Raw genomic sequence first — 16,818 nt, 5'->3', positions numbered from 1 at the left:
GCCGCTCAGTTGCGCGATTGCAGCTTCGACAGCAGCCGCAGCAGTTCCAGGTACAGCCAGACCAGCGTGACCACCAGCGCGAATGCGCTGTACCACTCCATGTATTTCGGTGCGCCGGCATTGACGCCGGATTCGATCATGTCGAAATCGAGGATCAGGTTCAGCGCCGCGATCACCACCACCACCGCGCTGAACGCGATGCCGATGCCGCTGTGGCCGTTGATGAAGCCCATCGAGTGGCCGAAGAAGCCCATCGCCATGTTGGCCAGATACAGCAGCATGATGCCGCCAGTGGCCGCGACGATGCCGAGTTTGAACTTCTCGGTAGCGCGGATCAGCCCGCTGCGATAGGCCAGCAGCAGCGCCGCCATGGTCCCGAAGGTAAGCCCCACCGCCTGGATCACGATGCCCGGATAGCGCATCTCGAAGATCGCCGACAGCGCGCCGATGAAGACGCCTTCCACCAGCGCGTACAGCGGCGCGGTGACCGGTGCCCAGGTCTTCTTGAACGAAGTGATCAAGGCCAGGATCAGGCCGCCGATCGCGCCGCCAAGCATCAGCGGGAGCATCGCCGGCATGCTGGCCGGACCGCTGAACTGGCTCCAGCTGAACATCGCGCCGAGCAGGACGAGAATCAGCAGAAAGCCGGTCTTGTTGACCGTGCCGTTGATCGTCATGGCCTCGTCGCCATGCGCGACGACCGCACCGCTGGCGGCGTCGAGGAAAGTGTTCTTGTTGAGTGCCGGGTTGCCGCTTTGCATGATGAACTCCCGTGAGATGCCAACCATCGTAACCGTCCGCCGCGGACGGCGCACCCCGCCCTGCGCGGATACGCCGCTGGGCCGCGGCGCGGAAACTACGCGACAATGCGACCTTGCCGAATGCCGCGGAGTTCCGATGAATCCCTCCACCTTGCGTATCGCCACCCGCAAGAGCGCGCTCGCGCTGTGGCAGGCCGAGCACGTCGCCGCCCTGCTGCGCGCGGCGCATCCGGGGCTGGCGGTGGACCTGGTGCCGATGAGCACTCGCGGCGACGAGATCCTCGACCAGTCACTGGCGACGATAGGCGGCAAGGGCCTGTTCCTGAAGGAACTGGAGATGGCGATGCTGGAAGGCCGCGCCGATCTGGCCGTGCATTCGCTGAAAGACGTGCCGGCACAACTGGAACCGGGTTTCGTGCTGCCGGCGATCCTGCCGCGGGCGGACGCGGCCGATGCGTTCGTCAGCAACGACCATGCGGATCTCCTGGCGTTGCCGCACGGTGCGCGCGTCGGCACTTCGTCATTGCGGCGGCAGGCGCAGCTGCGCGCGCTGCGGCCGGATCTGGTCCTGCTCGACCTGCGCGGCAATGTTGGCACCCGGCTGGGCAAGCTCGATGCCGGCGACTACGACGCCATCGTGCTGGCCTGCGCCGGCCTGGAACGGCTGGGCCTGGCCGCCCGCATCCGCTCGCGGCTGGCCGCGCCGGACTGGCTGCCGGCACCGGGCCAGGCGGCGATCGCGATCGAGGCGTGTGACAACAACTTGGGCGTTCTGAGCCTGCTCGCCGCGCTCGACGACGCCGACACGCGACTGACCGTCAGCGCCGAACGCTCGATGAACCAGGCGCTTGGCGGCAGCTGCACGGTGCCGGTCGGCGCCTGGTGCGTATTGGGCGAACACGGCCTGCATCTGCGCGGCATGGTCGGCGATGCGGCCAGCGGCCGCTTGCTGCATGCCAACGGCAGCGGACCCGTCGATCAGGCACAAGCGCTGGGCCGCGAAGTCGCGGCGGCCTTGCTCGTCCAGGGCGCCGGCGAACTGCTCGGACTCTGACGCCCCAATGCAAACGGCCCTCCCGCATGCACGGAAGGGCCGTCGCCGACGCGCCTGGCGGACCTCGGCTTAGAAGCTGTAGACCAGATTGGTCGTGGTCAGCGTGTCCGTCTTCTTGACGCCCGCCAGCACGTCGCTGTTGTGACGGACCTGGAAGCCGACTTTCAGCGCCATCTTCTTGGTCATGCTGACCGCCAGGCCGGCGTCGTTCTGCAGGTAGGTGTTCTTCGAACCCGCTTCCATCAGGAACGTGTTCTCGAACGCGGTGTTGCTGGTGAGCTTGTACTTGTAGTTGATCAGGCCGCGGGCCACGGCTTCGCCCTGTGTCGTCTGCTGCTGCGGCATCATTACGCCGTTGACCAGTACATTGACGTCGGCCGGGCGGTAACGCTTGTAACCGGGACCGATTTCGAACGAGAGCTCGTTGCGCTCGTCCTTCAGGGCGATGTAGCCGTAACCGAGCGAGACCACGCCCTGCCACCGGTTCGCGCCGAAGTCGTCATGCTCGTAGCGGGCGGCGCCGACGATGTAGCTGCGCGGATCGAGCTTGTAGCCGACCGAGGCGCCGCCGTCATAGCGGTTCGCTGTGGTATTGAACTGCTCGACCGTATTGCCGGCCGCATCGACCACTTTCTGCTGGCTCTTGGAACGCAGCGCATCGACGTAGAAGTTGTTCTTCCACTGCTCGTTTTCCTGGTTCAGGCCGAGCTTGGCATTGACGTTCTCCGAACGCGTGTTGCCGGTGGCCGAGGCAAAGCCGAACTCGCCCGATCCGCTCCAGCCGCCGTTGTTGGCGCTGGCGGCGGGGTCGCTCGTGGCATCCTGGGCCTGCGCGGTGAAGCTGGCGAAGGCAGCCAGCAGCAGGCCGGTGATCAAGGTCTTTTTCATCGGTGAACAGTCCGTTTGTTAATTAACAGTAATTCGTTACCTTAACGGCAAGGCTTGAACTCGCAATGAACGAAGCCGGCCAGACCGTCAGGCTGCGGCGCCGCGCAGCAGCGATTCATACAGGCAACGCTCCAGCCATTTGCCCAGCAGGCAGCTGGGCACCGCCAGCGCCGCCGCGATCAGGTCGACCCCATTCTGCCTGGCCAGCAACAAGGCGATGCATGGAAATACGTAGATAAACAATGCCGCTGCAAAGCGCGCCGGCTGCAGCGCCTGCTCGGCGGCGCCTTCCCGCGGTCCCAGCCTTGCCAACGACCGCCAACCCTGGCCTTCCAGCAAGCCCAGCAGCAAGGCAAGCGTCAGCAGCAGCAAGATCCATGGATAAAGGCCGGGTGGAGCCACCAGGTCGCCCTGGACCAGGGTGCAGAGCCAGAGCCACAGTCCGCCGGCGTAGCCGGCGAAGACCATCCTGCTGAGCGGTAATGCCGCCGACGCCCGCTGCACGGTGGGCGACAGCTGATGCCGAAAGCGGTGCCCCGCATACGCGAGGCTGGCCACGCTGCACAGCGCCAGCATCGCACCGGCCAGCCGGGTCGCCCAGAAGATGTTGTCGCCGCGCACCAGCCCGGCCACGGCCAGCATCGGCAGGAATGTGACCAGCGCCAGCAGTGCCGCGCGGTTCGGGCGGCTGTCCCGCCGCGGATACCAGCCATACCAATCCGGTGCCCCGCGCCATGGCAGACAGGCCGCCAGCAGGCCGATGCCCACCAGCACGGTGCCCGCGCACAGCGGCAACAAGGTACCGTTGCGGCCGGCCGGGTACAGCTCGAGCATCAAGGCCAGCCCCAGCCAGGCCCACAAGCCGTAGCCGCTGGCCGCCAATATCCGCCACAACGGCGCCACCGACTCGGCTCGCCAATACGCCGTCCGTATGTCCCGGCCATGGGCCGGCTTGACCGTATTCGGCAGTTCGCGGACAGGCTGCATGGATCGACCGGTTGAAAGCGGTGAAGTCAGGATAGGGAGGCGTGCCGTCATCCTGATGACGGGCTTGCGAGTACCGCGGCACGCTCCCATGCTACAACGCTGCACCCACGCATGCCTCGATGAAATGCCATGGACCGCTACGAACGCATACTGACCCTGCACCGCCTGCTGAAGTCGGCGCACTATCCGATTCCCCTGTCGCGCCTGCTCGGCGAACTGGAATGTTCGCGCGCCACGCTGTACCGCGATGTGGCGTTCCTGCGAGATGCGCTGGGCGCACCGATCGAAAGCGCCGGAATCGACCAGGCCGCGTTCCGCTACGAGGTGGGCGAAGGCGAGAAGTTCGAACTGCCCGGACTGTGGCTGACGTCGGACGAACTGGCCGCGCTGCTGGCGCTGAACGAACTGATCAGCCGCTCCGGCCCCGGCGTGCTGGCCGGTGCGCTGGCGCCGTTCAAGGCGCGCATCGAAGGCTTGCTGTCCGACCAGGGCAGCGGCAAGGCGCTGCCGATCGAACGCATCCGGGTGATCCCGTGGGGCGAGCGCAAGCTGGACCAGCAGGTGTTCCGAATCGTCGCCGGCGCAGTGCTGGAGCGCAGGCAGCTGCGCTTCCGCTACCGCGCGCGCACCACCAACGCCGACAGCCGCCGCACCGTGTCGCCGCAACGGCTGACCCATTACCGCGACAACTGGTATCTCGACGTATGGGATCACGACCGCGAGGCATTGCGCAGTTTTGCGGTCGATCGCATCGTCGAGGCGCAGTCGCTGGACGCGGCCGCCACCGACGTGGCCGAGACCGATCTCAACGAACTGCTCGCCTCCAGCTACGGCATCTTCGCGGGCAAGCCGAAGGCTTGGGCGACCATCCGTTTCTCGCCGCATGCCGCTCGCTGGGTCGCCGACGAACACTGGCACTCGCAGCAGAAGGGCGAGTGGCTGGGCGACGGCCGCTACGAACTGAAAGTGCCCTACTCCAACTCGAAGGAACTGCTGATGGACGTGCTCAAGTACGGCCCGGATGCGGAAGTGGTGGCGCCGCTGCCGCTGCGCGAGGAAATGAAGATCCTGCTGCAACTGGCCCTGGGTGGCTACGCCCAGGCATAAAGAGAGTCTCGTCCCGGCGAATGACCCCATTCAAACCGGTTGCACGAAGAAACGAACCTGCACGGCACGTTCGCCTCCTCTCCTCTTTGGGGAGAGGACTGCATGGATGCAGGAGGTGGAGCAATGTCGGGAGCAATTGCCGAGGATCGAGGTGAGGGGCGGGCGCTCGCGCAGAAATTTCATCTGAGCCTGTTTCGCATAAGCGGCGCTGGATCCGTGAACCCTCTCCCGGAGCGAGAGGGAGCAAACGCGAAGAGCGCGCTGTCCTATTGGGGCGGATGGAACGGCCAGAACTGCGGGATCAGCCACATCGACAGCGCGCAGAAGATCAGGATCAGCGGGATGCCCACCTTCATGAAATCGGTGAAGCGGTAACCGCCGGCGTAATAAACCATGGTGTTGGTGGGATAGCCTACCGGCGTGGCGAACGAGGTGGCGGCAGCGAACGCCACAGCCACCACGAACGGCCGCGGATCCACGTTCATCGCATGTGCGACCGAGACGGCGATACCCACCATCAGCACCACCGTCGGATTGTGTCCCATCAGCTCGGTGAGCAGTGCGGTCAGCAGATACACCATCAGCAGTCCGGCCAGCGGGCCGTGTTCGCCGACCACGCCAAACCCCATGTGCACCAGCGTGCGCGACAGCCCGCTGTGCTCGATGGCGAGGCCAAGCGGTAGGATCGCGCCGAGCAGGATGATGATCTTCCAGTCGATTCCCTCATAGACGTCTTTACGTCCAAAGCAACCGGCCAGAGCCATCGCGGCGGCGCCGCAGATCGCCGCGATCGGGATCGTCAGCCAGTGCAGGGCGGAACTGACTACCACGGCGGACATGATCGCGACGGCGTACCAGGCCTTGTGCGGGGTGCGATGGGCCTCCTCGCGCTCGCTCAGCACGATGAACGCCTCGTCGTTGCGCAGGCTGGACATCGCGTCCTCGGACACCAGCACCAGCAACACGTCGCCCACCGCGAGGCTGACGTCGCTGAGCTTGTCGCGCAGCAGCTGGCCGCGGCGGTGGATCGCCAGCGCCACAGCGCCGTAACGCCAGCGCAACCCGGTTTCTTCCAGCCGGCGGCCTTCCATCGGACTGGCCGGGGCGACCATCAGCTCGACCATCACGCGCAAATGGTCGGCATTCTGCGCGTAGCGGCTGTCCGGTGCGTTGCGCAGTCCGGCGCCGTGCCGGAAATCCTCGATCTTCTCCCAGTCGCCACGCACCAGCAGCACGTCGCCGGCCGCGATCTTCTGGCTGCGCGGCGACCACATGCGCTTCTCGCCGCGCAGCAGCTCCAGCGGATAGACGCCAAACCGCTCGCCCAGCCTGGCGTCGGCGATGCTGCTGCCCACCAGCGATGAGTGCCCGGTCACTTCGAGTTCGGTCACGTATTTGCCGATGTCTTCCTGTTCGGGCATCTCGGCATTCAACTGGCGCGGCAGCAGCCAGCGGCCGACCAGTACCAGATAGACGATGCCGACCACCGCCAGCACCACGCCCATGCGGGTGAATTCGAAGACGCCGAAGGCAGCCATGCCGTGCTCCTGCGCCAGACTGTCCGCCAGCAGGTTCGAGGACGTGCCGATCAGCGTGCACACGCCACCCATCTGTGCGGCGTAGGCCATCGGCATCAGCACGCGCGCCGGCGAAGTCTGCGTGCGCTGGCACACGCGCAAGGCCAGCGGCACGAAGGTGGCGACCAGCGCGATGTTCTTGATGAAGGCGCCCAGCGGGGCGATCACCAGCATCAGCGCCAGGGTCAGCAGCCACGGCCGCCTGATCCGCATCAGCAGCCGGGTCAAGGGCTCCAGCACGCCGGAGCGTTCGATGCCCAGGCTCAGCGCGAACATCGCCGCCACCGTCACGGTGGCCTCATTGCTGAATCCGCTCAACGCCTCGACCGGGCTGACGATGCCCAGGATCACCAACGCCGCCAGCACAAGCAGCGCCACCAGGTCGATGCGCAGCTTCTCGCTGGCGAACAAGCCCATCGCCACCACGATCACCGCCATGGTGGCCCAGCCCTGCCAGCTCATGCGGCAACTCCCGTCGACGCAAGGCGGAATCGCGGTCGGAACAGCGCTCGGTCAATGAAGGGCATGCAATGATTCCAGGGGCTTGTTGCCACAGCGGCTTGGCTTCATCCTAACCAGCCGGCGCAGACTTGGCTCGTCTTGACATAAGCCCTCTGCGTCCCGGCGTGTCGAAACAGGAGCAGCATGAGCAAGACAACGCATGCTATCCGTGATTGAAGGTAAACCATGAAGGCCCACGATTCCGCCCCGTCGATCGTGCCCGAACCGTCCACCGGAACGCGCAAGCCGACCGTGGCGCTGGCACTCGGTGCCGGCGGCGCGAAAGGGCTGGCGCATATCGGCGCGATCGAGGAGATCGTGGCGCAGGGGTTCGAGATCACCGCCATCGCCGGCACCTCGATGGGCGCGCTGATCGGCGGCGTATATGCGATGGGCAGGCTGGACGTGTATCGCGACTGGGTCTGCACGCTGGCGAAATTCGACGTGTTCAAGCTGCTCGACTGGACGTTTTCCGGCGGCGGCCTGATCAAGGGGGAGCGTATCATCGGCACCTTGCGCGAACTGATCGGCGACGTCTGCATCGAAGAGCTGCCGCTCGCCTTCACCGCGGTCGCCACCGATCTCGATCGCGACCGCGAGATATGGCTGACCCGCGGTTCGCTGTTCGACGCGATCCGCGCCTCGATCGCGATTCCCACCGTGTTCCGGCCACACCATCTCGATGGCCGCCGGCTGGTCGACGGCGCACTGCTGAATCCGGTGCCGGTGACGCCTCTGATCCGCGATACGGCCGATTATCTGTTCGCCGTCAGCATGGACGGTTCGGCGCGGACCGCGCCCGCCGCGGCCGATGAGACCGACCGCACCGAGGAGGGCGGCTTTGGTCGCCAGGTCGGCGAATTCTTCAGCCGGATACTGCCGCACAGCGAAGACAAACCGCGCGAACCGAGTGCGCTGGACCTGCTCAACCAGTCGATGGATCTGATGCAGGCCAACCTTTCGCGCATGCGGCTGGCGGCCTACGAGCCGGATCTGCTGATCCAGCTGCCACGCAACATGTCGACCGCCTACGAGTTCTATCGCGCCCGCGAACTGATCGAACGCGGTCGCGAGGAAGCCCGCGAAGCGTTGGCCGGCTGGTCGAAATCCGCCACGCCGCTGCGCCCGTCCTGACCGACGGCTCCGGCCGCCCGCACTCTCAGCGCGGACCGTGCATGTGCAGCCAGTTTTCCAGGTACGCCTTCAGCGCGACGGCATTGTTGTGCTCCTCGTCGCGCGCGCCGTAGAGCAAGGTGACCGGATGCCGCGCCGCCCGCTCGGCCAGCGGACGCCAATGCTCGGCGGCGGCATCCAGCTCGCTGGCGTAGCGGTGACGGAAACCGTCCCAGCGCACCGGGTCGTGCCCGAACCACTGGCGCAAGGCCTTGGACGGCGCCAATTCCTTCGCCCACAAATCCAGCGGCACGGCGTCCTTCTTCAGGCCGCGGGGCCACAACCGGTCGATCAGCACGCGATAGCCATCGGCTTTCGCGGCGGGCTCGTAGACACGTTTGACGGCAATGCTCATGGGCGATGTCACGCAAGGCAGATCCCCAGCATACGACGACCGCATCGGTCCGGCGTGATACGGGTCAGAGTTCCTCGACCCTGGTCACCTTGCCGCGGCGCATCAGCCACGCCACGCCGCGCAGATCGGCCAGCCCTACCCACAGCCGGTCCAGCATGCCGTACTTGGACACGCCGGCCATGCGCGGCCGGTGGCCCACCGGCACACTCTGGCTCTGGAAGCCGGCGCGCTTGACCAGCGCCGGCAGATAGCGGTGCATGTGATCGAAGTAGGGCAGCCGAAGGAATACCTCGCGCTCGAACAGCTTCAGGCCGCAACCGGTGTCGGGCGTGGCATCCTTCAGCATGCGCGAGCGCACCGCGTTGGCGATCTTCGATGAAATCCGCTTGTTGAAACTGTCGCGGCGGGTGGTGCGCCAGCCGGCGAACAGCCGCGTCTCGGGCGCTGCGGTGGCGCGGGCGGCGAGCAGCTTGGGAATATCGGCCGGATCGTTCTGGCCATCGCCGTCCAGCGTGGCGATCCACGGCGACCGGGCTTCGCGCACGCCGTTCCACACCGCCGTGCTCTGTCCGCTGCGGGTCACGTGGTGCAGCACCCGCAGTTCCGGATGACCGAGCTTCTGCGCGGCCAGCACGGCGCGGCTGTCATCGCTGGAATCGTCATCGATGTAGATGACTTCGTAGTCGACCTTGCCGCGCAGCGCGGCGGCGATCTCGGCGAGCAACGGCGGAATGTTGTCGCGCTCGTTGAAGACGGGAACGACGACGGAGAGTTGCGGCATGGGGCCAGTCCGAGGAATGCGATGAGCGCCCGATTATCGCCGATCCCGCCTCCCTGTAGGAGCGCACCCTGCGCGCGATGGCATTCAGCAGCGTTGGCCAAGAGCATCGCGCACAGGGTGCGCTCCTACATCGGGGGTGCCCTCAGCGGATCTTGCCGAGAATCCCGTCCAGTTCGTCGTTGCTGTGGTAGTGGATCACCAGCTTGCCGCGACCTGCGCGGCCCTGGGCCAGTTCGACCCGGGTGGCGAAGCGTTCGCTGAGCTGGCGTTCCAGATCGGCGATGTTGGCATCGCGCGACGGCGCGCTCTTTGCCTTGCCTTTGGGCGCGTGCTGCGCGCGGCGCGCAGCCTCTTCCAGTTCACGCACGCTCCAGCCGTTGCGCGCCGCTTCCAGCGCCAGCCTTTCCGCGTCGCGCTCGGGCAGGGTCAGCAGGCAGCGGGCGTGGCCCATCTCCAGCTTGCCCTCGTCGAGCAGCTTCTTGATCGAAGCGGGCAGCTCGGTAAGACGCAGCAGGTTGGACACGGCGGCGCGCGAGCGGCCAACCGCGTCGGCGGCCTGCTGATGGGTGAGGTCGAAATCGTCAATCAGGCGCTTCAGCGCATCGGCTTCTTCCAGCGGAGTGAGGTCCTGGCGCTGGATGTTCTCGATCAGCGCCATCGCCGGCACCGCCGCCTCCGGCACGTTCTTCACGAGGGCCGGCATCTCGGCCAGCTGGGCGCGCTGCGCGGCGCGCCAGCGGCGCTCGCCGGCGATCAGCTCGTAGCGGTGCTTGCCGATCTCGCGCACCACCACCGGCTGGATGAGGCCCTGCGCCTTGATCGACGCGGCCAGCTCGTCCAGTGCCTCGTCGTTCCAGTGCCGGCGCGGCTGGTACTTGCCCGGCTGGATCTGCTGGATCGGCAGCATGCGCAGCTCGCCTTCCTGCGCGATCATCGACGGCAAAGCGTCACCGTCGCCGCCGAGCAGGGCATCGAGCCCGCGCCCCAATCCACGTTTCTTTGCAGCTGCCATGCTCATTCCTGATGATTGGCGGCCGGCGCCTTGAGCGTCGGGCCGCTGTCGCCGTGCGCGGGTGCTGCCGCGGGCGTTTCAATGTCTTGGACCGGATCGACGTGATCGGTGCGCGTCAGCGCACGCTCGCGCCGGATGATCTCGCCGGCCAGGCCGATGTAGGCGATCGCGCCGCGCGAGCTGCGGTCGTACAGGTGGATCGGCTGGCCATGGCTGGGCGCTTCGGCCAGGCGCACGTTGCGCGGGATGATCGAACGCAGCACCTTGTCGCCGAAATGCTGGGTAAGCTGGGCGGAGACCTCGTTGCCGAGGTTGTTGCGCACGTCGTACATGGTACGCAGCAAGCCCTCGATCTCCAGCTTTGGATTCAGCCGGTGGCGCACCGCCCTGACCGTGTCGAGCAGGCTGGACAGGCCTTCCAGCGCGAAATATTCGCATTGTACCGGGATCAGCACGCCGTCGGCGGCGGTCAGCGCATTCAGGGTGAGCAGGTTCAGCGACGGCGGGCAGTCGATCAGGATGGTGTGGTAGTCCGCCGAGATCTTCACCAGCAAATCCTTCAGCCGGTGCTCGCGCGCCAGCGCATCCATCAGCTTCAGCTCGGCGGCGGTGAGGTCGCCGTTGCCCGGCAGCAGGTCGTAATGCGCGTCGGTCGGCACGATCGCCGCGGCGATCTCCACTTCCTCCAGCAGCACTTCGCAGCCGCCCGGCTTGGCATCGCGCTTGTTGATGCCCGAGGCCATCGTGGCGTTGCCCTGCGGATCCAGGTCGACCAGCAATACCTTGCGCTTCGCGGCGGCCAGCGCAGCGGCGAGATTGACGGCAGTGGTGGTCTTGCCGACGCCGCCCTTCTGGTTGGCGACAGCGATGATGCGGGCCATGGATGGATAGCTACCGTACGCGGGAGAGGGTTAGTGTAATGCCTCGTCCAGCCGAGCGCTGCCCACCCTCAAGGCCCGATCCGAGCGCCGCCGGCAGCATCGAACAGGTGCAGCCGCGGCGCCGCCAGCCCCAGCGGGACCGTGCTGCCCGGTTCGGGCAAGGTCCGTGGCGACACCCGCGAGACCAGTGCCTGCGCGCCGTAGCGCAGGTTGAGAAAAACCTCGTTGCCGACCGGTTCCAGCACTTCCAGCTGGGCGCTGAGCGCGGCATCGCCGGCATCCCGCGGCTGCAGGTCTTCCGGACGAATCCCCAGCACCACCTCGCGATCGCGCCACGGTTGCCAGACCGCCGCCTGCGGCGGATCGCCCAGCGCGATATCCCCGTGCGCGGTGGCGAGCACCCAGCCATGATTGTGGCGCAGCGTGCCGTGTAGCTGGTTCATCGCCGGACTGCCGACGAAACCGGCCACGAACAGGTTGGCCGGTTTCTGGTACAGATTCATCGGCGTGTCGATCTGCTGGATCACCCCGCCGTCCAGCACCACGATACGCTGGCCCAGAGTCATGGCCTCGATCTGGTCGTGGGTGACGTAGATCATGGTGGCCTTGAGCTGCCGATGCAGCCGCGCGATTTCCACCCGCATCGACAGCCGCAGCTTGGCATCGAGATTGGACAGCGGCTCATCCAGCAGGAACACCTTCGGATCGCGCACCAGCGCCCGGCCCAGCGCCACCCGCTGACGTTGCCCGCCGGACAGCGCGGCCGGGCGCGAGCCGAGCCGGGCTTCCAGTTCCAGCGTCCTGGCGGCCGCGGCGACACGCTGGTCGATGTCGGCCTGTTTGTGCCCACGCAGGCGCAGGCCGAAACCGAGATTCTCGGCTACGGTCATGTGCGGATACAGCGCATAGTTCTGGAACACCATGGCGATGTCGCGATCCTTCGGGGCGACCTCGTTGACCACGCGACCGCCGATGCTGAGCGTGCCGCCACTGATCGTTTCCAGCCCGGCGATCATCCGCAGCAAGGTGGTCTTGCCGCAGCCGGACGGTCCCACCAGCACCAGCAGTTCGCCGTCGGCAATCTCGAAACTGGCGCCAGCCACGCCGACATTGCCATTGGGGTAGACCTTGCGCAGCTGGTCCAGTTGTACGGCGGCCATCAACATCTCCGGTGCGGGTGGCCACGATGGCCGTCCCGGCGGAGCGTGCGCAGGTCTGCACACTTCGGCGGGGCATTCGGCTATTCTGCCAATGTAACCGTTTACATCAAGCACTTGGCCACAGGCAGCCCATGACACGCCCCAGTTTCCGCTTCCCCGACGGCTTCCACTGGGGTGCCGCCACGTCCGCCTATCAGATCGAAGGCTCGCCCCTGGCCGACGGCGCCGGCCCCAGCATCTGGCAGCGCTTCGCGCATACGCCGGGCATGATGAGCAACGGCGACAACGGCGACGTCGCCTGCGACCACTACCGCCGCTACAAGGACGACGTGCAGCTGATGAAGGCGCTGGGCCTGCACGGCTACCGTTTCAGCATCAACTGGGCACGCGTGCTGCCCGAGGGCACCGGCAGAGTCAACGCGAAGGGGCTGGATTTCTATTCGCGGCTGGTGGACGAATTGCTGGAAAACGGCATCGCGCCGAACGTCACGCTGTTCCACTGGGATCTGCCGGCGGCGCTGGACGACCGCGGCGGCTGGCTCAATCGCGACAGTGCGCATTGGTTCGCCGCCTACGCCGAGGTGATGTTCAAGTCGCTGGACGACCGCGTGCCGCGCTGGGCCACGCTCAACGAGCCGTGGGTGGTCACCGATGGCGGCTACCTGCATGGCGCGCTGGCGCCGGGCCACCGCAACAGATACGAGGCACCGATCGCCGCGCACAATCTGATGCGCGCCAGCGGTGCCGGCATCCAGGCGTATCGCGCGCATGGCAAACATGAGATCGGCGTGGTGTTCAACATCGAGCCGAAGTATCCGCATTCGGACAGCGCCGAAGATCTGGCGGCAACGCGTCGCGCGCACGCCTACATGAACCAGCAGTTCGCCGATCCGGCGCTGCTCGGCAGCTATCCGCCGGAGCTGAAGGAAATCTTCGGCGACGCGTGGCCGGACTTCCCCGCCGACGATTTCAAGCTGACCCGACAGAAGGTCGACTTCGTCGGCATCAACTACTACACCCGCGCCGTGGTAAAGCACGACCCGCATGCTTATCCGCTCAAGGCGGTGCCGGTGCGCCAGCCGAACCAGACCTACACCGAAACCGGCTGGGAAGTGTTCGAGCAAGGCCTCACCGATACGCTGGTTGGATTCAGGGACCGCTACGGCGACATCCCGCTGTTCGTCACCGAAAATGGCTCCGCGTTCTACGATCCGCCGGTGGCCGAGAACGGCGTGGTCGACGATCCGCTGCGCACGAACTATCTGCGCAAGCACCTCAAGGCCGTGCACAAGGCGATCGAGGCCGGCGTCAACCTGAAGGGTTATTACGCCTGGTCGCTGATGGACAACCTGGAGTGGTCGCTGGGCTTCTCCAAGCGCTTCGGCCTGTACCACGTCGACTTCGCCACCCAGCAGCGCACGCCCAAGGCCACCGCAAAGCTCTATGCGCAAGTGATCCAGAGCAACGGCAGCGTCCTCGACGACGCGTAGGGTAGGAGCCCGCTAGCGGGCTCCTACGCGCGGCCGAGCATCAGCAGATGACGTTCGGCTGGCAAACCCGGGACGGCCAGCTCGTGCATGCCGCGCACTTCGAACCCTGTCGGTATGCCGGGCAGCTCGTCATCCGGCCGTTTGCCCTTCATCGCCAGCCAGATCCCTTCCGGCGCCAGCAGGTGGCCGCCCCAGCCGAGCATGTCGGCCAGACTGGCGAACGCGCGCGCGGTGATGCAGTCGTACTTGCCCTCGACGTCTTCCACGCGCGACTGCAGTGCCCGCACGCCTTCGAGCTTGAGCGCGCGGATCGCCTCGCGCAGGAAGCGCACCTTCTTGCCGTTGGAATCGACCAGCAGGATCTCGCGCCCCGGCGCGGCGATCGCCAGCACGATGCCGGGCAGACCCGGACCAGTGCCGAGGTCGGCCAGGGTACGCCCTTGCACGTACGGCAAAATCGCCAGCGAATCGAGCAGGTGACGGGTAATCATCTCCGCCGGATCGCGCACGGCGGTAAGGTTATAGGCCGCGTTCCAGCGTTCCAGCAGAGCTTGATAGTCGAGCAGGCGCGGCACGGCGTCAGCCGGCAGGCTCAGCCCCAGTGCGGCGATGCCTTGTTCGAGTCGTACCTGCAAGGCGTCGCGCGAGGCCATCATGCTTTCCTGTAATCCGGGGCGGCAGTATCCCGGCCGGACGGCGGCGATGCCAGCGGAGGATGCAAGCCGACCAAAGAAAAACCCGCCGAAGCGGGTTGCGAGGTTCACAAATCCCCTGTGGCGTGGGCGCTCTCGGTCGCCCTGACGCAATTTCCAGGCTCAGGCCACGTCGAGCTCGACCCGGGTCACCATCATGCCGCGCTCGCGCAGCGCACTGTTCAAGGACTGCTTCACCCGTGCGCCCAGATCACGGCGGTGGGCGTCATCGACCGCCGGCTCGGCACGCAAGGCTTCCTGCGCACCGCGGCGAATCAGCTGATCGACCTGTTCGAACACGGCGTCGGCCCGTTCCGGCTCAAGCACCTGCCAGTACACCGTGCCGCGGACATCATGGGCATCGGCCAGCGGCTCCTCGAAGCGCAGCGTCTGTCCGGCCATATCGATCTTGTGCGCCACCCGATCCAGTACCGGCAGCACCAGGTGCGTACCCGACGACAACAGCCGCACCGGCTTGCCGCGCCGATACAAACTGTAGACCTGACCGGCCGGCACGACCTTCACGGCGCTGGCGATCAGCGCGGCAGGTAGTACGAGCAGTAAGGTCAGGAGAGTCATCATGATATTCAAAACAGGGACTTGTCCCTATATCGTTCAATGTTGCGGGAACTTGAGGATACAGTCGCTTGAGTGTGCGAAGATTAACCTTGATTTAACGACATGCGGTAATTTTTAACAAGAGGTTGAAGCACGCTGAAGTGAGACGTCTGTCGCATGCCCCGTCGATTCCTGAAGAAGCATGAAATCAAAAGCATAAGTCCTGCCATCAGACGCGCCGCAAATGGTAGGACGCATAAAAGTCGGTCCGGTGACGCCTAACTGAGACGCGCGTCGTACCTGGAGGATTCACGGCGGTCGACCTGAAGACTGTGGCCGGGGTAACCGCCGCGGGGCCGCCCATCGAGCGAGCTTCCGCCGATGGTCTCGACGACAACGCCAGGTCACAAATGGCCGTCCGAGGTCAATTCCATCTGTCCGAATCGGGCACGGATCCCGGCCAGCCGCAACGTTGCCGGCGATACTGGACGTCTCCTCTTTCAGCCCAACACCTCTCCTCAAGGAGCCATTGCCCCTCGAGGCTTGGCGATTTCTATCCCGCCTGAATGACGGTTGCTGCACTGCCACAGCACCTGTTCCAGCCGCAGTTCGCCGTGCGCCGTCGGCGTGCCTTGGGTTTGTCCCATCGCGAGCTTGTAGAGCCGCAAAAAAACCCCGCAGCGCAGCAGAATTTTCTTTTTACAGGCACTTTACATGTCGCCATGAAAACGTTTACGTTGCCGCCACTGCTGGGTTTTCGGCGATCCTGAGCAAGCTCGCGTGGCGACAGCGACCATCAAAGATGTGGCACGTGAGGCCCGCGTTTCGGTGGCTTCGGTGTCACGCGCATTGAACGGCGGCCGCGGGGTGACCGCGGAGACCAGCGAGCGCATCCGCGAGGCCGCGGCGCGCCTGCGCTACATGCCGCATGCCGCGGCCCGCATGCTGATTACCCGTCGCAGCCATACCATCGGCGCCCTGCTGCCGGACCTGTATGGCGAGTTCTTTTCCGAGCTGATCCGCGGCATCGATCTGGCTGCGCGGGCGCGCGGCCTGCATCTGCTGGTTTCCAGTTCGCACGATGGCGCCGAGGATGCGGCCGCGGCGCTGCGTTCGATGCAGGGTCGGGTCGACGGATTGCTGATCATGTCCGCGCATCTGGACACGGCGTTCCTGCACGCCAACCTCCCCGCCAGCGTGCCGGCCGTGCTGCTCAACAGCGCGGTAAAGAGCTCCTCGTACGCAGTGCTCAATATCGACAACTACGGCGGCGCTTACGCCATGGTGCGGCATCTGCTGGAGGCGGGCCGTTCCGACGTGACCTTCATCGCCGGCCCCGCCGGCAACTTCGACGCGCAGCAGCGCGAACTCGGCTATCGCGCCGCCATGGCCAAATACGCCCCGCACGCGCCGCTGGATGTGGTGCCGGGCGATTTCAACGAGGAGTCCGGCTATCTCGCCGGACAGCAATTGCTGGCGCGCAAGCAGCGACCGAAAGCCGTGTTCGCCGCCAACGACATGATGGCCGTGGGCTGCCTTTATGCCTTCAAGGATGCCGGCGTGGACGTGCCGCGCGAGATCGCGCTGGCCGGTTTCGACGACATTCCGATCGCGCGTTATGTCACGCCACCGCTCAGCACGGTGCGGGTACGCATCGTCGATCTGGGCCGCAGCGCGCTCGAACAACTGGCGGCAATGCTGGAGGAGCCTGGCCAGGATGCGGCACACACACACACCCTCGACTGCGAGATCGTCGCCCGCGGCACCTGCGGCGCGAATCTCACCAAGATGTCACCCGCACACGCAGACAGTTCGTCAAAAAAGTAGCTACCGAAAACAGG

The 16,818-nt window shown here is 65.8% G+C and carries 16 protein-coding genes; 5 read left to right on the top strand and 11 right to left on the bottom strand.

What is annotated here, in order from left to right:
* Positions 1 to 5: 5 nt before the first annotated feature.
* Positions 6 to 761, bottom strand: a complete 756-nt coding sequence (locus ACFPPB_RS10555; protein ID WP_377326813.1) for a Bax inhibitor-1/YccA family protein — start codon at positions 759 to 761, stop codon at positions 6 to 8.
* 136 nt (positions 762 to 897) lie between these two features.
* Here ACFPPB_RS10555 and hemC point away from each other — a divergent pair, with 136 nt between their 5' ends.
* Positions 898 to 1,815 carry a hydroxymethylbilane synthase gene (gene hemC / locus ACFPPB_RS10550; protein WP_377326811.1) on the top strand — a complete coding sequence of 306 codons (918 nt, stop codon included), beginning with the start codon at positions 898 to 900 and terminating at the stop codon, positions 1,813 to 1,815.
* Positions 1,816 to 1,884: 69 nt separating this feature from the next.
* Here hemC and ACFPPB_RS10545 read toward each other — a convergent pair whose 3' ends face one another.
* Positions 1,885 to 2,703 carry a DUF481 domain-containing protein gene (locus ACFPPB_RS10545; RefSeq protein ID WP_377326809.1) on the bottom strand — a complete coding sequence of 273 codons (819 nt, stop codon included), beginning with the start codon at positions 2,701 to 2,703 and terminating at the stop codon, positions 1,885 to 1,887.
* Between the two features lie 87 nt (positions 2,704 to 2,790).
* Positions 2,791 to 3,690, bottom strand: a complete 900-nt coding sequence (locus ACFPPB_RS10540; RefSeq protein ID WP_377326807.1) for a hypothetical protein — start codon at positions 3,688 to 3,690, stop codon at positions 2,791 to 2,793.
* 129 nt (positions 3,691 to 3,819) lie between these two features.
* Here ACFPPB_RS10540 and ACFPPB_RS10535 point away from each other — a divergent pair, with 129 nt between their 5' ends.
* Complete coding sequence (locus ACFPPB_RS10535; RefSeq protein ID WP_377326805.1) at positions 3,820 to 4,797, top strand: helix-turn-helix transcriptional regulator; 978 nt, start codon at positions 3,820 to 3,822, stop codon at positions 4,795 to 4,797.
* A 266-nt stretch (positions 4,798 to 5,063) separates the two neighbouring features.
* On the opposite strand, the gene ACFPPB_RS10530 is transcribed toward ACFPPB_RS10535, so the two are convergent.
* Positions 5,064 to 6,836, bottom strand: coding sequence for an SLC13 family permease (locus ACFPPB_RS10530; protein WP_377326803.1), 1,773 nt, complete (start codon positions 6,834 to 6,836; stop codon positions 5,064 to 5,066).
* Between the two features lie 225 nt (positions 6,837 to 7,061).
* Here ACFPPB_RS10530 and ACFPPB_RS10525 point away from each other — a divergent pair, with 225 nt between their 5' ends.
* Complete coding sequence (locus ACFPPB_RS10525) at positions 7,062 to 8,009, top strand: patatin-like phospholipase family protein (RefSeq protein ID WP_377326801.1); 948 nt, start codon at positions 7,062 to 7,064, stop codon at positions 8,007 to 8,009.
* 25 nt (positions 8,010 to 8,034) lie between these two features.
* On the opposite strand, the gene ACFPPB_RS10520 is transcribed toward ACFPPB_RS10525, so the two are convergent.
* From ACFPPB_RS10520 to ACFPPB_RS10500, 5 genes are all read right to left on the bottom strand, one after another.
* Complete coding sequence (locus ACFPPB_RS10520) at positions 8,035 to 8,403, bottom strand: DUF488 domain-containing protein (protein WP_377326799.1); 369 nt, start codon at positions 8,401 to 8,403, stop codon at positions 8,035 to 8,037.
* 64 nt (positions 8,404 to 8,467) lie between these two features.
* Complete coding sequence (locus ACFPPB_RS10515) at positions 8,468 to 9,184, bottom strand: glycosyltransferase (RefSeq protein ID WP_377326797.1); 717 nt, start codon at positions 9,182 to 9,184, stop codon at positions 8,468 to 8,470.
* A 142-nt stretch (positions 9,185 to 9,326) separates the two neighbouring features.
* A complete protein-coding gene (locus ACFPPB_RS10510) occupies positions 9,327 to 10,196 on the bottom strand; it encodes a ParB/RepB/Spo0J family partition protein (RefSeq protein WP_377326795.1) in 870 nt (289 codons plus the stop codon).
* A gap of 2 nt (positions 10,197 to 10,198) precedes the next feature.
* Positions 10,199 to 11,077 carry a ParA family protein gene (locus ACFPPB_RS10505; protein WP_377326793.1) on the bottom strand — a complete coding sequence of 293 codons (879 nt, stop codon included), beginning with the start codon at positions 11,075 to 11,077 and terminating at the stop codon, positions 10,199 to 10,201.
* A gap of 68 nt (positions 11,078 to 11,145) precedes the next feature.
* Positions 11,146 to 12,237, bottom strand: coding sequence for an ABC transporter ATP-binding protein (locus ACFPPB_RS10500; protein WP_377326791.1), 1,092 nt, complete (start codon positions 12,235 to 12,237; stop codon positions 11,146 to 11,148).
* Positions 12,238 to 12,368: 131 nt separating this feature from the next.
* On the opposite strand from ACFPPB_RS10500, the gene ACFPPB_RS10495 reads away from it, so the two are divergent.
* A complete protein-coding gene (locus ACFPPB_RS10495; protein ID WP_377326789.1) occupies positions 12,369 to 13,727 on the top strand; it encodes a GH1 family beta-glucosidase in 1,359 nt (452 codons plus the stop codon).
* Between the two features lie 23 nt (positions 13,728 to 13,750).
* Here the strand turns inward: ACFPPB_RS10495 and rsmG are convergent, their stop codons facing one another.
* Both rsmG and ACFPPB_RS10485 read right to left on the bottom strand, forming a co-directional pair.
* Positions 13,751 to 14,380, bottom strand: coding sequence for a 16S rRNA (guanine(527)-N(7))-methyltransferase RsmG (gene rsmG / locus ACFPPB_RS10490; protein ID WP_377326865.1), 630 nt, complete (start codon positions 14,378 to 14,380; stop codon positions 13,751 to 13,753).
* A 162-nt stretch (positions 14,381 to 14,542) separates the two neighbouring features.
* Positions 14,543 to 15,001 (bottom strand): SPFH domain-containing protein, encoded by a 459-nt coding sequence (locus tag ACFPPB_RS10485; RefSeq protein ID WP_377326787.1) that lies wholly within the window; start codon positions 14,999 to 15,001, stop codon positions 14,543 to 14,545.
* Between the two features lie 756 nt (positions 15,002 to 15,757).
* On the opposite strand from ACFPPB_RS10485, the gene ACFPPB_RS10480 reads away from it, so the two are divergent.
* Entirely contained in the window at positions 15,758 to 16,804 is a 1,047-nt protein-coding gene (locus ACFPPB_RS10480) for a LacI family DNA-binding transcriptional regulator (RefSeq protein ID WP_377326785.1), read from the top strand.
* Positions 16,805 to 16,818 lie beyond the last annotated feature (14 nt).

Origin of the sequence: Rhodanobacter terrae, assembly GCF_042657005.1 — a bacterium.
GTDB classification, from domain to species: Bacteria; Pseudomonadota; Gammaproteobacteria; order Xanthomonadales; family Rhodanobacteraceae; genus Rhodanobacter; species Rhodanobacter terrae.
Note: the sequence above shows the minus strand (reverse complement) of the source record. Positions and strands in the feature narration are given on the sequence as shown.

Coding starts and splice junctions, on each gene's coding strand:
- ACFPPB_RS10520 (WP_377326799.1), bottom strand. CDS start 8,403: ATGAGCATTGCCGTCAAACGTGTCTACGAGCCCGCCGCGAAAGCCGAT.
- ACFPPB_RS10505 (WP_377326793.1), bottom strand. CDS start 11,077: ATGGCCCGCATCATCGCTGTCGCCAACCAGAAGGGCGGCGTCGGCAAG.
- ACFPPB_RS10535 (WP_377326805.1), top strand. CDS start 3,820: ATGGACCGCTACGAACGCATACTGACCCTGCACCGCCTGCTGAAGTCG.
- ACFPPB_RS10540 (WP_377326807.1), bottom strand. CDS start 3,690: ATGCAGCCTGTCCGCGAACTGCCGAATACGGTCAAGCCGGCCCATGGC.
- ACFPPB_RS10525 (WP_377326801.1), top strand. CDS start 7,062: ATGAAGGCCCACGATTCCGCCCCGTCGATCGTGCCCGAACCGTCCACC.
- ACFPPB_RS10555 (WP_377326813.1), bottom strand. CDS start 761: ATGCAAAGCGGCAACCCGGCACTCAACAAGAACACTTTCCTCGACGCC.
- ACFPPB_RS10530 (WP_377326803.1), bottom strand. CDS start 6,836: ATGAGCTGGCAGGGCTGGGCCACCATGGCGGTGATCGTGGTGGCGATG.
- ACFPPB_RS10495 (WP_377326789.1), top strand. CDS start 12,369: ATGACACGCCCCAGTTTCCGCTTCCCCGACGGCTTCCACTGGGGTGCC.
- ACFPPB_RS10500 (WP_377326791.1), bottom strand. CDS start 12,237: ATGGCCGCCGTACAACTGGACCAGCTGCGCAAGGTCTACCCCAATGGC.
- ACFPPB_RS10515 (WP_377326797.1), bottom strand. CDS start 9,184: ATGCCGCAACTCTCCGTCGTCGTTCCCGTCTTCAACGAGCGCGACAAC.
- hemC (WP_377326811.1), top strand. CDS start 898: ATGAATCCCTCCACCTTGCGTATCGCCACCCGCAAGAGCGCGCTCGCG.
- ACFPPB_RS10485 (WP_377326787.1), bottom strand. CDS start 15,001: ATGATGACTCTCCTGACCTTACTGCTCGTACTACCTGCCGCGCTGATC.
- ACFPPB_RS10510 (WP_377326795.1), bottom strand. CDS start 10,196: ATGGCAGCTGCAAAGAAACGTGGATTGGGGCGCGGGCTCGATGCCCTG.
- ACFPPB_RS10545 (WP_377326809.1), bottom strand. CDS start 2,703: ATGAAAAAGACCTTGATCACCGGCCTGCTGCTGGCTGCCTTCGCCAGC.
- rsmG (WP_377326865.1), bottom strand. CDS start 14,380: ATGGCCTCGCGCGACGCCTTGCAGGTACGACTCGAACAAGGCATCGCC.